The organism is Bacillus sp. Brlt_9, assembly GCF_051948935.1.
Classification (GTDB): Bacteria; Bacillota; Bacilli; order Bacillales; family Bacillaceae_G; genus Bacillus_A.
In genome coordinates this window covers 1-13245 of the sequence record NZ_JAYJLO010000012.1, presented here as the reverse complement: position 1 = coordinate 13245, position 13245 = coordinate 1, and the positions used below count along the sequence as shown (strand labels likewise).

16 protein-coding genes are annotated in these 13245 nt (G+C 35.7%); 8 read left to right on the top strand and 8 right to left on the bottom strand.

What is annotated here, in order from left to right:
• Nucleotides 1-94: 94 nt before the first annotated feature.
• From entC to VF726_RS27920, 4 genes are all read right to left on the bottom strand, one after another.
• Nucleotides 95-1468 (bottom strand): cell wall-binding protein EntC, encoded by a 1374-nt coding sequence (gene entC / locus VF726_RS27935; protein ID WP_440173523.1) that lies wholly within the window; start codon nucleotides 1466-1468, stop codon nucleotides 95-97.
• Between the two features lie 601 nt (nucleotides 1469-2069).
• Nucleotides 2070-3221, bottom strand: coding sequence for an ABC transporter permease (locus VF726_RS27930; protein ID WP_440173522.1), 1152 nt, complete (start codon nucleotides 3219-3221; stop codon nucleotides 2070-2072).
• A gap of 26 nt (nucleotides 3222-3247) precedes the next feature.
• On the bottom strand, nucleotides 3248-3922 hold the full coding sequence (locus VF726_RS27925) for an ABC transporter ATP-binding protein (protein WP_000609103.1): 675 nt from the start codon (nucleotides 3920-3922) through the stop codon (nucleotides 3248-3250).
• Nucleotides 3919-5022, bottom strand: coding sequence for an efflux RND transporter periplasmic adaptor subunit (locus VF726_RS27920; protein WP_440173452.1), 1104 nt, complete (start codon nucleotides 5020-5022; stop codon nucleotides 3919-3921). Before VF726_RS27920 ends, VF726_RS27925 begins: the two co-directional genes overlap by 4 nt.
• A gap of 211 nt (nucleotides 5023-5233) precedes the next feature.
• Between VF726_RS27920 and VF726_RS27915 the strand changes: the two genes are divergently transcribed.
• The 3 genes from VF726_RS27915 (at nucleotide 5234) to VF726_RS27905 (ending at nucleotide 7929) form a co-directional block, all read left to right on the top strand.
• Nucleotides 5234-5968, top strand: a complete 735-nt coding sequence (locus tag VF726_RS27915) for a YwaF family protein (RefSeq protein ID WP_440173451.1) — start codon at nucleotides 5234-5236, stop codon at nucleotides 5966-5968.
• Between the two features lie 88 nt (nucleotides 5969-6056).
• Nucleotides 6057-6923, top strand: coding sequence for an ABC transporter permease subunit (locus tag VF726_RS27910; protein ID WP_440173450.1), 867 nt, complete (start codon nucleotides 6057-6059; stop codon nucleotides 6921-6923).
• A gap of 1 nt (nucleotide 6924) precedes the next feature.
• The gene (locus tag VF726_RS27905; protein ID WP_440173449.1) at nucleotides 6925-7929 is read left to right on the top strand and encodes an ABC transporter permease; all 1005 of its coding nucleotides are present in this window, start codon (nucleotides 6925-6927) and stop codon (nucleotides 7927-7929) included.
• A gap of 44 nt (nucleotides 7930-7973) precedes the next feature.
• Here the strand turns inward: VF726_RS27905 and brnQ2 are convergent, their stop codons facing one another.
• The 4 genes from brnQ2 to VF726_RS27885 all read right to left on the bottom strand — a co-directional run bounded on the left by brnQ2 (nucleotide 7974) and on the right by VF726_RS27885 (nucleotide 10578).
• Entirely contained in the window at nucleotides 7974-9290 is a 1317-nt protein-coding gene (brnQ2, locus tag VF726_RS27900) for a branched-chain amino acid transport system II carrier protein BrnQ2 (RefSeq protein WP_440173447.1), read from the bottom strand.
• A gap of 218 nt (nucleotides 9291-9508) precedes the next feature.
• A complete protein-coding gene (cotJC, locus tag VF726_RS27895) occupies nucleotides 9509-10078 on the bottom strand; it encodes a spore coat protein CotJC (protein ID WP_000265283.1) in 570 nt (189 codons plus the stop codon).
• Between the two features lie 12 nt (nucleotides 10079-10090).
• Nucleotides 10091-10354 carry a spore coat protein CotJB gene (locus tag VF726_RS27890; RefSeq protein ID WP_141545308.1) on the bottom strand — a complete coding sequence of 88 codons (264 nt, stop codon included), beginning with the start codon at nucleotides 10352-10354 and terminating at the stop codon, nucleotides 10091-10093.
• Between the two features lie 8 nt (nucleotides 10355-10362).
• Nucleotides 10363-10578: a spore coat associated protein CotJA gene (locus tag VF726_RS27885; protein WP_440173446.1), complete on the bottom strand. Its 216-nt coding sequence runs from the start codon at nucleotides 10576-10578 to the stop codon at nucleotides 10363-10365.
• Nucleotides 10579-10686: 108 nt separating this feature from the next.
• Between VF726_RS27885 and VF726_RS27880 the strand changes: the two genes are divergently transcribed.
• The 5 genes from VF726_RS27880 (at nucleotide 10687) to VF726_RS27860 (ending at nucleotide 13081) form a co-directional block, all read left to right on the top strand.
• The gene (locus tag VF726_RS27880; RefSeq protein WP_440173445.1) at nucleotides 10687-11061 is read left to right on the top strand and encodes a VOC family protein; all 375 of its coding nucleotides are present in this window, start codon (nucleotides 10687-10689) and stop codon (nucleotides 11059-11061) included.
• 277 nt (nucleotides 11062-11338) lie between these two features.
• Nucleotides 11339-11620, top strand: coding sequence for a YkvA family protein (locus tag VF726_RS27875; RefSeq protein WP_071711316.1), 282 nt, complete (start codon nucleotides 11339-11341; stop codon nucleotides 11618-11620).
• Nucleotides 11621-11631: 11 nt separating this feature from the next.
• Nucleotides 11632-12237: a DedA family protein gene (locus VF726_RS27870; RefSeq protein ID WP_149177869.1), complete on the top strand. Its 606-nt coding sequence runs from the start codon at nucleotides 11632-11634 to the stop codon at nucleotides 12235-12237.
• 110 nt (nucleotides 12238-12347) lie between these two features.
• A complete protein-coding gene (locus VF726_RS27865) occupies nucleotides 12348-12716 on the top strand; it encodes a DUF3992 domain-containing protein (RefSeq protein ID WP_001277541.1) in 369 nt (122 codons plus the stop codon).
• 20 nt (nucleotides 12717-12736) lie between these two features.
• On the top strand, nucleotides 12737-13081 hold the full coding sequence (locus tag VF726_RS27860) for a DUF3992 domain-containing protein (RefSeq protein ID WP_000525812.1): 345 nt from the start codon (nucleotides 12737-12739) through the stop codon (nucleotides 13079-13081).
• Nucleotides 13082-13245 lie beyond the last annotated feature (164 nt).

Below are 13245 nucleotides of genomic sequence, written 5' to 3'. Positions count from 1 at the left end.
GATATTGCTTACTTTCAAGAGAAAGAAAGAATGTAAGAATCATATAAAAAAGAGTCAACCTCAACAATGAGACTGACTCTTTTTTACATAGTAATTAGTTTAAAATTTTCACTGTAACTGTTTTACGTCCCCAGTTACTTGATGTACCTTTATCAGGCATTAAAACGTCGATTTTATTTCCTTTAATAGCTCCACCAGTATCACCAGCGATTGCTACTCCGTAACCTTCAACCCATACTTTTGAACCTAATGGAATGACACTTGGATCAACTGCAATAAGTTTCATGTTTGGATTAGCTGTTAAGTTATGACCCATAGCTGATTTTACTTGGTCGCCTGCTTTATAACCATTTTCAAGTGGATCTGCTGTGTAAGCTGTTGCTACAACACGTAACTCACGAGAAGATGATGGTGCACTTGTTTCAGTTTCTTTTGCAACAGGTTGTTGTGTAGCTGGTTTTTGAGTTTTAGCCGCTTCACGAGCTTTAGCTGCTTCTTGAGCTTTAGCCGCTGCTTGAGCTTCAGCTTCTGCCTGAGCTTTAGCTGCTTCACGAGCTTTAGCTGCCTCTTGAGCTTTAGCCGCTGCTTGAGCTTCAGCTGCTGCTTGAGCTTTAGCTGCTTCACGAGCTTTAGTTGCTTCCTGAGCTTTAACTGCTGCTTGAGCTTCAGCTTCTTCTTGAGCTTTAGCTTCTGCCTGAGCTTTAGCTGCCTCTTTAGCCTTAGCTGCTTCACGAGCTTTAGCCGCTGCTTGAGCTTCAGCCGCTTCACGAGCTTTAGTTGCTTCCTGAGCCTTAGCTTTTGCTTGAGTTTCAGCTACTTCGCCTGCTTTAACTGCTTCACGAACTTTAGCTGTATCTTGAACTGTAGTTGTTTTTTCAGCTTTAACTACTGGCTGAACTTTAACTGGCGCTTTACCTGTTAAGTAAGGAACATGAACATAAGCCGTTTTTCCGTTATATTCAAATTGGATCCAGTCATTTTGTACTTGGTGTGTTGTTTCAATTACGTCATCTTGTTTCAATTTACCAAGAATCTCTGAGTCTGTGTTTGCACCAGCACGTACGTTTAATACGTTAGCTGTTACGTAGTAAGTGTCTTTTGTGTAGTCAGCGCTAATGAAAGCCTCTTTACCACTATTTAATTTTACTTTTGACCATCCGTTTTCTGTATGTAAAACGTTAACTTTATATCCATCTAATAATTTTCCTACAACTTTTGATTCAGTAGTTGGGTTTTCTCGTACATTTAGTACATCAGTCGTTACGATTGTTTCTGCTTTAGCAGATGTTGTGAAAATCCCAAGACCAAAAACCGCTGCTGTTGCTATACCCATAAATTTTTTCATAATAGCCTCCATTGCATTTGTTTTCGTTGACCTCATTATAGCAACCATTATTTTCTTATTTGCGAAAAACATAGAATTACAAAGCTTTCGTAATGGGTCATTAATATTCTGTAATAATTCCAGTAATATCCTAAAAGCGCTTTCTTATAGTTTATAGGGGAGGTTAGAGCATGCAATACATAAAAAGAGGATTATTTCAATTTCTAATAGGTTAATAATGTTTCTATAGTGTTACATAGTGTTTTCTTAAGTGTTACAAAAGTGGCGTGTTTTGCTGTTGAAACAGAAAAAAAGTTATGTAAAAATAACTATTTTCGTCGTGGAGAAATATAAATGAGGTGAAAATCAATGAAATATCGCTATAATTGTTACAAAATAAGTCGAGGTATGGAAAAAATTACGCCTTGATTTTAGTCTTTCGCATGTTATTTTTGCAATAATAGGATTCTATAATAGCTTTAGTACTTTGAAATAGTTAAGGGATGTATAACGTGAAACATATATAATAGAAGAAACACGATTTAATAGATAAAGTGAAACTTTAATCAGTGGGGGGCTTCTTCATCCCCCACTGATTATTAGCCCACACCAATCGGGCTTTTATGGGCAGTTGATCCCCCCATCTAACTTCTTTGCTTTCGCTGAATTTTGAGGTGGGGGTCTTACTGCCCATTAAAGCGGGATAAATAAAAAAACGTAGGAGTGTAAATTCCTACGTTTTTGTTTATTCATATCGTAAACATTCAATTGGATCCAGTTTTGCAGCTTTGTTAGCTGGTAGTAAACCGAATATAATACCGATTAACATAGAGATACCTACTGCAAGAAGTCCAAGTTCTTTTGAGACAACGAGTGGCCATCCGGCAAAGATGGAAACGATCCAAGCGAAGAAGATACCGAGCATGAATCCGATGAAACCACCGAGTCCTGTTAAAATACAAGATTCAATTAAGAATTGTGTTAATACTTTACCGCGCGTTGCACCAAGCGCTTTACGAATACCAATCTCACGTGTACGTTCTGTTACAGATACAAGCATGATATTCATTACACCGATACCACCAACAAGTAAGGAGATAGCAGCAATACCACCGAATACCATTTTCATCATACGGATTGATTCGTCTAATTGCTTCGTAAATTCACCTAAATCTTGTGCTTCGAATTTATGCTCAAATTTAGGAGCTTTCATTTCGTTTAAAACAGAAACGGTTTGTTTTTCTACACTTTTACGTTCTGTCGGAGAGGTCATTGTTAATCTTACAGAGTCATACTCATTTACTCCTGAAATGACAGGCGCGTTTTCAAGTGACGTATAACCTTCAGGCATAGGCATTCCGAAGTCGTTTTTCGTTTCGTATACACCGACTATTTTATACGGCTTTCCTTTTATATCTGTGTATTGATTTGATTCCCAACCACTAAATAATTTATTGAAAGCTTCTTCATTTAATATAACAGCAGGAATTGCTTGGTTTAATTCGCTATCGTTTAATTCGCGACCGTGAACTAATTTTATTTTCCCATCTTTCATGAAGTCGCCTGTTCCACCTTTTAAATCAAGATTTACATCTTTTGAACCAGCAGATGCTTTTACTTTCATACTTACATCTGGATACACATCTTTAACGCCTGGTACGGTTTGAAGGCGGTTTAGCATATCAGGTGTGATTTTGGCACTATCTGTTCCATAGTCAGGATTGTTGTAGTAAATGGTTATTTCATTATCTTTTCCTTGGCCTAATTCTTCTTTAAACTTTGCATTTGTACCATCACCCATTGAAATGATAGTAATAATGGCACTAATACCGATAATAATTCCTAGCATCGTTAAGATAGAACGCATTTTATGGGCAAAGATAGAGGAAAGGGCCATGCGTATATTTTCACTCGTGTTCAAAATTAACCTCTCCAATCTTGGACGATATTTCCGTCACGAATTACAATTTGACGTGCTGCAGCTTCCCCAATTTCACGATCGTGGGTAATCATGATGATTGTTGAACCTTGTTTGTTTAATTCGTAAAAGAGGTCCATAATTTGTGTACTCGTTTTCGTATCGAGTGCTCCCGTTGGTTCATCGGCTAAAATGAACTTTGGATTATTTACGATTGCACGTGCGACTGCAACACGCTGTTTTTGTCCACCTGATAATTCGTTCGGTAAGTGAGTAGCGCGATCAGCTAAACCTACTTTTGTTAAAGCGGCTAATGAGCGCTCACGTCTTTCTTTTTTATCAACTCCAGCGTAAATAAGAGGTAGCTCTACATTTTGAAGTGCTGTAAGTCTCGGTAATAACATGAAGTTTTGGAATACGAATCCGATTTCCTTATTACGAACGCGTGCCAGTTCTGTTTCAGACATGTTTGAAATATTTTGCCCAGCTAGTTCGTACGTACCTGTCGTTGGTTTATCTAAACAACCGATAATATTCATTAAAGTTGATTTACCAGAACCAGATGGTCCCATAATGGAGGTGAATTCTCCTTGGTTCAGTGTTACGTCAATTCCGTGTAATATTTGAACGGATTCTGCACCATTTTGGAAGGATTTCGTGATGCCTTTTAAGTTAATCATTCAACGACAACCTCCATACCATCTTTTAAGTCTTTTTCAGGTTTAGAGATAATTTGTTCTCCTTTTTTCACTCCAGAAACTTTTGCTTCGCTATCAGTCTCGAATTCAACAGTAACTGCTTGTTCTTTCGCTTTACCGTCTTTTACAACGAAGACAACATTTTTGTCACCTTTTTTCACGATGCTGCTTTTCGGAACAATTGTACCAGTTGCTTCGCCAGATTTACTTGTTACATAGACGTGGAAGCCGTTTTGTAATTCTTCACTATTGTCTAATGTAACAGTGAATTGATAGTTAGAAACTGTTTTGTTTTCATCCATGCTCTTTAATGGTGTAGAACCAATTTCTGTTACTTTTCCTGTCCAAGTCTTACCAGCGACTGTTTTTGAGGAAACAGTTACTTCTTGCCCAACTTTCATACTAGCAAGCTCATATTCAGAAAGTTGACCTTTTACTTTAAATGGACCAGCGTGACGAAGTGTAATGCCGCTCATACCTGTTTTTTCATCAGCAGTTTTTACAATATCATCAATTACGCCATCAGTAGGGCTCGTTACAGAAAGTGTGTTTACTTTCTCTTTTGCAGCTTTAATTAGTTCATCAGATTTTTCAACTTCAAACTTTTTCATTTCAAGTTGTGATTCTAATTGCCCAACTTCGATTTCTGATGCTTTTAATGCTTCAGCAGGAAGGCCTGCATTTTTCTCTTTTTGTAATTTTTGTTTCGCAGCATCAATTTGTTTTTGGAACAATGTTACTTCTTTTTGTGCGATTTTCTTTTGCATTTCTGCTTCTGTTACACCCTGTTTTGCAGTTGGGTCATTGTATTTAAACAGAAGCTGTCCTTTTTTCACTTCATCACCTTTTTTTACAGCTAATTCATACGTACCTTTTGTTGGATCGAATGAAATTGTTTCGATTCCGTTTGGAATGACTTCACCGCCAAATTTTTGCGCGTTTTCAATTTGTTTTTCTGTTACTTTATATCCGCTATATGCCATTGCTACTTCTGAACTACCGCCAGCAAATGCAAAATATGATCCAGCTGCAATACCGATTGCTACTACACTAGTAATTAACACTTTATTTTTCTTCTTCATCTATTTATCACCTTTTCGTTCGTTTTAGTATCTACATTCAGTATAAAAGAGGTGAAGAATCTGACAAATCGTTTTAGCTTACAATAACCTTACAGTTTTGTAAGGTACGTATATATAAATGTAAGGTAGAGCTTGTCCAAGTGTAAGCAAATGAATTGACTCGCCGTTTCTTTCTTACAATAATATTGTATGAAAGAGAGGAGGAGGCAAGATGGAAGCTTATTTTAGTGCGCATCCATTAAAACCGTTTATTCCATACTCAAGGCAACACGTCCTTATATTATTTATTATGTTGGTGGGGATATTCTTTCTGTATCAATACCAAGATGTATTACGTCAAAGTGAGTGGAATATAACGGTTCGATATGCGATTGCATTTCTATTTATCGGAAGTGAAATTGGACTTCATATGTGGGAATGGAAAGCGGGTATTTTTGAGTTAGCAACTTCATTACCATTTGAGTTATGTACGATTAGTTTATTGTTAGCATCGATTATGATTGTAACGAAAAGTTACCGCATATATGAGATTGTATTTTTTACAGGGATTATTGGTGCATCACAAGCTATTTTAACGCCGAACGTGCAATATGCTTTTCCGCATTTTCGGTTCATTGAATATTTTATCGCGCATATATTGCTCATTTGGGCACCGCTCTTTATGACTTGGGTGGAAGGTTATCGTCCGACAGTACAATCTATTAAACGCACAATGATATTTTTAAACATATTGATTCCGCTTGTTTCGTTTGTAAATTACAAAACAGGTGGTAATTATATGTTTTTAGCCCATAAGCCAGAAACAGCTTCATTACTTGATATGTTAGGACCACATCCTTACTATATTATTTCATTAGAACTCGCAGCGCTTATTGGATGTTTTATTTTGTATATGCCGTTTGCGAAAAGAGAAGGGCATACGCATAAAGAATCACTAGGATCATAACCTAGTGATTTTTTTGTGTGAATATTTATAATTCAGAAAATTTAGAATAAAATTAGAGAGTAAATTATATAAAGAGAGAAGGGAAAACGTGGTCAAAAAAGTTTTTCTGAATGGGATGGAAGTGACGATTCAATTTATTATTTCGATTTTGGGTATTATTTGTTTAGGGACATTGCCGAAACTATTTTATGGATTTGAGCTGCATGCATCACAGTACATAAAGAGTTTACAAGAAGTGTTTGTGAATTTAATGGACATCTCCAATTTTAAATATGTGGGAGATAAATTTTTATTTCCACAGTTGTTTGTCCATTATAAAGAAACAATTATTATATTTTTAGCTGCTTTTTTCATTTCATTATTTGTAGCATTTTGTATTGTTTATGTAATTATGAGTAGTTCACCGCGTATACAACATCGAATTAAATCATTTCTTATCTTCCTAGAATCCATTCCAGATATCCTTCTTATTTTAGTATCACAAATATTAGTTGTATGGTTTTTTAAACAAACAGGTTTTTTACCTTTTCAAATTGCGTCAATTGGAGGCGAGTCGATTAGAGGATTGCCAATATTTTGTTTGAGTATACCGACTACGATTCTGTTTGTAAAAATGTTAGTACTTCGTTTTGAAAATGAATTAGAAAAAGATTATGTACTATTTGCTAAGGCGAAAGGGCTCGATCGCTTTCATATTTTAAATCGCCATGTTTTACGAAATGTGTTGCTTAGTACACTTTTCTTTGCGAAAACGAATATCTTTTTTATGTTATCTAATTTATATATTATAGAATGGATTTTTAATACGGGTGGTATTTTTATGTTTTTGAAATCGTATGACAGTATTAAGGTAGAGGTTTTCATCGTTAGTGTGCTACTTATTTATATTCCGATTTTTATTTTGTTTAAATTGTTTCATTATCTCATTCCAGCTGCGATGAAGGAGAGACTATAATATGTGGACGTATATAAAACGTGATAAAAGATTTTGGATAAGCATTGGGTTTCTTCTCATATTAGTTCTTTTGAGCATCGGAAATACGATATGGAATGATGGACAGATTAAAAAAGTTACGTTGCAATATGATGTGGCTGGAAATCCAGAAGTGCCACCGTTTTCACCTTCATTACAATTTTTACTTGGGACAGACCGGAAAGGGTACGACCTGTTACATTTAGTCATTGAAGGCGCAAAGTGGACGATTGGTATATCTATTTTAATTGCGGCACTTAGAATGGTGATAGGTGTGTTTTTGGGTGTTGTGCTTGGAACATATGTAAAAAGAGGGTTTTCAAAAATCGAGGCTTTTTTTGATAGTTTTACAGTTATTCCAACAGTTATGATTGCGTATTTTTTTCTTCACCTTGCAAATGCATTTGGGAGTGGAGAGGAAACAACAACCTTTTTTGAAAGAGCTTCGTTTCAAGTTTTATTACTTGTCATGCTTGTGATGCCAGTTATTGCACTGTATGTTGCGAAGGAAGTACGTAAATTGAGAACCGAAGAATTTATTGAAGCTGCGTGCATATTAGGTGGATCGAGAAGGCACATTGTTATAAAGCATATTTTCCCGCATCTTTATATGACGTTTATACTTGTATTTTTTCAGCAGTTTACGCAATCTCTTACTATTTTACTGCACTTAGGATTACTGGAAATATTCTTTGGTGGAACAGTTCAGTTTTTAGGACCGATAGAAGAAATAGAATCTTACACGCATGAATGGTCAGGTTTAATTGGAGTATACTTTAGGTCATTAACAGTGAATCCGTGGATCCCTCTCGTTCCGATTACATTTTTTGGACTTACTATTTTTTCAGGAAATATGATTGTAAAAAGTATAGAAGAGGCGATGATGAAAGTAAGGTTAGGGGGAGAGCTAAAGAAGGATGCTATAGAAGAGGAACAATCTGCTGTGCAGTCAAAAGAAGAGTTATTTACTTTTAAACATACGATGTGAAAATAAAAAGAAGCAAGCATGTATTTCATGCTCGCTTCTTTTCTTTATTTTGTAGAAACTTCACCTTCAGCTTCTGTTTGCGGAATAAAGTATCCGATTATACCACCGATGATTGCTGGAATAATCCACCCGATTCCTAAGTTATAAAAAGGAATGGTGTGTACGATATTAGCAACAAAACTTGGTATCATTTCCACATTATCAAGTGCGTGAATACAGCTAATAATGAATGCTGCGATCATTGCTCCGATGTAGACAGAGGGTTTACGTTTCGTATATTTATCTATAAATGATACGAAAATTAAAATAATCGTAATTGGATATAAAATAATTAATACAGGTAATGTAATTTTGATTAATAAACTTAAACCTAAGTTTGAAATCACGAAGCTAAAAATACAAACGTATAGTACGAGCTTCTTATATGAAACATTTGTTAATACTGTTGCGAAATAGTTGGCGAATGCACTTACAACGCCGATTGCTGTCGTTAAACAAGCGAAGATAATGGCGATACTTAATAAAACATTACCGCTCGTCCCAAAGAATTGGTACATAACAGTAGCTAATAGTTGACCACCGTTTTCAAATTGTCCTAAGTTGCCGTTTGAAGCGCCGATATAACCGAGTAAGAAATAAACAATTGTTAAGAATAGAGCTGCAATGCTTCCGCAAATAATTGTATATTTCGCAATCGATTTCTTCTCTTGTATCCCGTTTTGGCGAATTGCATTGACAACAATCGTTGATAATACAAGTGCTCCAATTGCATCTAACGTTAAAAATCCTTCAAGAAAACCTTTGAAGAATGGAATTTCTTTATAGTCACCAACAGGTTCTGCAAATGTTCCTGGTGAAAGAATCGCTTTTGTTGCCATAATTGCAATAATTCCAAGTAAAATTGGCGTTAATATTTTTCCGATATGATCTACTAATTTTGATGGATTTAATGATAAGAAGTAGACGACTGTAAAGAAAATCGCACTAAAGATTAACATAGAGTACCATTGGTCAGGGAAAAGTGGTGCAATCCCAATTTCGTAAGATACAGATCCAGTTCGTGGAATAACAAATAGTGGGCCGATTGAAAGATAAATAATGATAGCGAATATTGCTGCGAATTTTGGATGAACACGGCTTGCTAAAGTGTTAAAACTACCACCGGCAAGGGCAACAGCGACGATAGCAAGTAAAGATAAACCGACGTCTGTAATAATAAATCCTGTAATGGAAATCCACATATTTTCTCCGGAAGAAAGACCGAGAAGGGGCGGGAAAATCATATTACCAGCACCGAAGAAAACTGCGAATAGTAATAAACTAATCGAAAGTATTTGCGCTGGTTTTAAAGTTGTACGCATATAAAGAAAAGCCTCCTAATGAGTGTTTTTGTCGAAAATTCAAATAATTTGTCGAGTAACTGTTATTATTTTAAAGGTCTGATGACTAGAAAGCAATAGGGAATTTTGAAAATATTAAAAAATAATGCATTAAATCGAATAAATATACTATTTATATCTTTAATAGGAAGGATTTAACTTTGAACGTAAAAAAAACACATATCACTAGGATACGTGTTTTAAAAAAATATTTTTTTATCGCGTTCTTCTTTTAAAATTTCAACCGCTTCTCGGAAACGTTGTGAATGGACAATTTCTCGTTCACGTAAGAAGCGTAGGCTGTCATTTATGTCAGGATCGTCAGATAAATCAATGAGCCATTGATAAGTTGCTCTTGCTTTCTCTTCAGCAGCAATATCTTCATATAAATCTGCGATAGGGTCTCCTTTTGCTTGAATATAAGTAGCAGTAAAAGGAACGCCACCAGCATTATGATAAAATAAAGCACTATCATGATTAGCGTACTGTGCGTCTAATCCAGCAGCTTTCATTTGCTCTGGTGTTGCATCTTTTGTTAATTTATAAATCATTGTCGCAATCATTTCTAGATGCGCGAATTCTTCGGTACCAATGTCGGTTAGTAAGCCAACCACTTTGTCAGGAATGGTATAACGTTGATTTAAGTAGCGAAGAGCAGCAGCTAGTTCGCCGTCCGCACCGCCATATTGTTCAACTAATAATTTGGCGAGTGCTGGATTACAAGTACTCACTTTAACTGGATATTGTAACTTTTTTTCATAAATCCACATATCGTCTCTCCTTTATATTTGCCATGGCCACGGTCCTTTGCTCCATTCCCATGGAGCGTTAGAATAACTATTTCCAAACTGCTGAAGCGGCCCGTATTTTTCTTCAATTTTTTGTTGTAATACTCTTCGTTTATAGGAGAAATCGTTGAATTGATTTATTGCCGCAGTATCATTGGGATGCGTATCTAAATAGAGGGTAAGTTCGACTAATACAAAGTCTAGTTCTTGTAGTTCTTCAATCCATTGGTAATATTCATCAGGCAATGTTTGTGTCACTTTTTTATTCACCGTCCTTTTTTGTAAGGATTTTCATAAAAATCATAAAAAGCAGGCCATAGAGTTCCTTTTCTTAAAGCTTCTTTTGGTGGGAATTGTGGTAAGTTAGGTGGTTGAAAGCCCATAAATAGGTGTGGGGGAGTCGAGTAATATTTCTTTCCAATTGGAGGGCAAGGGTCGTTTGGGCCATGAAAAGGTATGTAAGATTTCATAAATTTATCCATGTTACACGCCTCCTTTATAAATGAAATATTCATTACTACGTATTGTATTCGTACATAATTGCAAATTATGACTCATATAGAAAACTAAAAGGGGCAGGGGGAGTGCGGATGGAAAGCGTTACAACATGTATTGTATTAGAATCTAAAAACTTAAAGGAAACATTATATTTTTATGAAGGAATTCTAGGATTTAAACCGAGTAAGGAGAGGCCACAAATACGTGTAACAGGTGTGTGGTATGATATCGATTTAACGAGAATTTGTTTTATTGTAAATAGGGGATTGGGAGAGTATCGAGAAACTGTTACATCATCAGTGAAGGAACTATTGTTCAAAACTACAAATATCGAGCGGCTAAAGAAAAAATTAGCGTTTTATCAAATATCATTTGTAGAAGAACGATGTGGGGAAGAAGTTAAAATAATATTTCTTGATCCAGATGGTTATACACTCCAATTCACTTCAATAGAGAACGTGGAATAGAGATTTTTACAATGTAATAGTCGGAATGGTGAATGAAAAAAATATTGACAAGCTTAGGCAAATATTTTAATGTGATTGTATAAAATTGTGTATATAAAGGGGAGTAACTTATTACAGTAAAGTCGTCATTACAGGGAGAAACCCTCGGCTTTATTGGCAACGTTTCGTTGTTAGTGAGACCTTTACCAGCAATGGTAAAGGCCCCTTCTTGTCTTTTTTAGGACCCTTACCATATTTGGTAGGGTCCTTTTTGTATACAAAGAGAGGAGAAATAAAGATGAAAAAACTTATTAGTAGATTAAGAGTTGTATTTCATGTTCGCCGTTTCGTTCCATTCCTATTTGACTTTTTTACTTCAAAAGAGGTTTCAATAAAGAAGAAAATCTTATCTATTGCTTTTTTAGTTGGGTATGTAGCGATGCCGCTTGATTTCATTCCAGATTTCCTGCCGTTTATCGGTATTTTAGATGATATTGGAATTGTGTTATTTATTTTAAATCGAATTGTAAAAATGGCGCCAGTTCAATTACAGGAAAAACATAACGTAAACGTAGGATAGGAGTTAAAAATATGGAGCAAATTATTTTAGATATAATCGAGTTTTTAAAGCAGTTTTCTTATTTTGGAGTTGTATTAGCATTAACGTTTGAATTTATTCCAGCAGAAGTTGTTTTGCCCATGGTTGGGTATTGGGTATACGAGGGTGATATGAACTTTTGGCTAGCTGTATTAGCTGGAACACTTGGCGGAACGACAGGACCATTAACGTTATACGCACTCGGTTATTACGGTGGTCGTCCTCTATTAATAAAGTACGGGAAATACTTCTTTATTAAAGAAGAGCAAATTCAAAAAGCAGATGATTTCTTTGAGAAATATGGACCAGTTGTAGCATTTGTTGGACGCTTTGTGCCGGGAGTTCGAACGCTTATCTCTGTTCCATGTGGTATGGCAAAAATGAACATATGGAAATTTAGTATTTATACATTTGTAGCAATGTTCCCGTTAACAACTTTATATGTATATTTTGGAATGAAATTAGGTCCGCATTGGGCAAAGGCTGCGGATGTTGTGGGGCAATATATGCTACCGATATTAGGAGGCGTTATTCTTATCGTTGCTAGTATCTTCGTCTATAAATATATGAAAAAAAGAAACAAAACGGAATCTATCTAGTTATTGGTACTGGAATTTGCATATTTTTTGAAAATAGATGAATAGTACAGGCAAAAGACTCTAAAGGACATACACATATAGGGAATATAAAAGAGAGAGGGGAAACAACTATGTCTTGTGAGTGCTCAGGGTCAGCATTAACTTGTTGTCCAGATAAAAATTATGTGCAAGATAAAGTGTGTAGTCCGTGGTCTGCTACTGTAGTTGCAACAGCAATTGATAATGTTCTCTATACAAATAATATTAACCAAAACGTAGTGGGGACTGGTTTTGTTAAATATGATGTTGGACCAGGACCAATTACTGTAGAGGCACTTGATTCTGCTGGTACTGTAATAGATACACAAACATTAAACCCAGGAACGAGTATTGGGTTTACGTATCGGCGTTTTGACATTATACAAGTTGTGTTACCTGCAACACCTGCTGGAACGTATCAGGGAGAATTTTGCATTACAACACGTTATCCACTTTCATAGCAGAATAGGAGAGGATCAAAATGGGAATGAGAAGTTCCAGTTTGTCTTGTTGTTCTAATAAAACGCTTGTACAAGATCAAGTATGTACAGACTGGTCTATTACAGGTGCTGGTACTCAAATTGTATATACAAATAATATCACACAAGAAGTATATGGTTCAGGTTACGTAAAATATGATGTAGGTGCGGCTCCAATTACAGTTGATTTTTTAGTAGGTGCTACAGTAGTTGACACAATTACTGTACAACCACAAAGTAGTGGTACTTTCACTGTACGATATTTTACGACTGTTCGAATTACTACAACAGGAACAACTGTTAATCAAGGCGAGTTTTGTATTACAGTACGTTATCCGATTTCATAAAAAAGCATACCGTAAATGGTATGCTTTTTTTATTGAAAAAGTAATGAAATTGGTATTCTATCATGCCTTTCGAGAGGACTCCCACCTCTAAACGTAAGTGAAGGTGGTGAGGTGAATCGAAAGAAATATTTTATTTTCAAGAAAAAACAGAAACATACGTTTCG

What these genes read in the sequence shown, in the direction of transcription:
- VF726_RS27925 (WP_000609103.1), bottom strand. Translation starts at nt 3,922, where the DNA reads ATGATTAACTTAAAAGGCATCACGAAATCCTTCCAAAATGGTGCAGAA.
- brnQ2 (WP_440173447.1), bottom strand. Translation starts at nt 9,290, where the DNA reads ATGCGTACAACTTTAAAACCAGCGCAAATACTTTCGATTAGTTTATTA.
- VF726_RS27885 (WP_440173446.1), bottom strand. Translation starts at nt 10,578, where the DNA reads ATGGATAAATTTATGAAATCTTACATACCTTTTCATGGCCCAAACGAC.
- VF726_RS27920 (WP_440173452.1), bottom strand. Translation starts at nt 5,022, where the DNA reads ATGAAGAAGAAAAATAAAGTGTTAATTACTAGTGTAGTAGCAATCGGT.
- VF726_RS27870 (WP_149177869.1), top strand. Translation starts at nt 11,632, where the DNA reads ATGGAGCAAATTATTTTAGATATAATCGAGTTTTTAAAGCAGTTTTCT.
- VF726_RS27860 (WP_000525812.1), top strand. Translation starts at nt 12,737, where the DNA reads ATGGGAATGAGAAGTTCCAGTTTGTCTTGTTGTTCTAATAAAACGCTT.
- VF726_RS27915 (WP_440173451.1), top strand. Translation starts at nt 5,234, where the DNA reads ATGGAAGCTTATTTTAGTGCGCATCCATTAAAACCGTTTATTCCATAC.
- VF726_RS27905 (WP_440173449.1), top strand. Translation starts at nt 6,925, where the DNA reads ATGTGGACGTATATAAAACGTGATAAAAGATTTTGGATAAGCATTGGG.
- VF726_RS27875 (WP_071711316.1), top strand. Translation starts at nt 11,339, where the DNA reads ATGAAAAAACTTATTAGTAGATTAAGAGTTGTATTTCATGTTCGCCGT.
- VF726_RS27880 (WP_440173445.1), top strand. Translation starts at nt 10,687, where the DNA reads ATGGAAAGCGTTACAACATGTATTGTATTAGAATCTAAAAACTTAAAG.
- VF726_RS27930 (WP_440173522.1), bottom strand. Translation starts at nt 3,221, where the DNA reads ATGGCCCTTTCCTCTATCTTTGCCCATAAAATGCGTTCTATCTTAACG.
- cotJC (WP_000265283.1), bottom strand. Translation starts at nt 10,078, where the DNA reads ATGTGGATTTATGAAAAAAAGTTACAATATCCAGTTAAAGTGAGTACT.
- VF726_RS27865 (WP_001277541.1), top strand. Translation starts at nt 12,348, where the DNA reads ATGTCTTGTGAGTGCTCAGGGTCAGCATTAACTTGTTGTCCAGATAAA.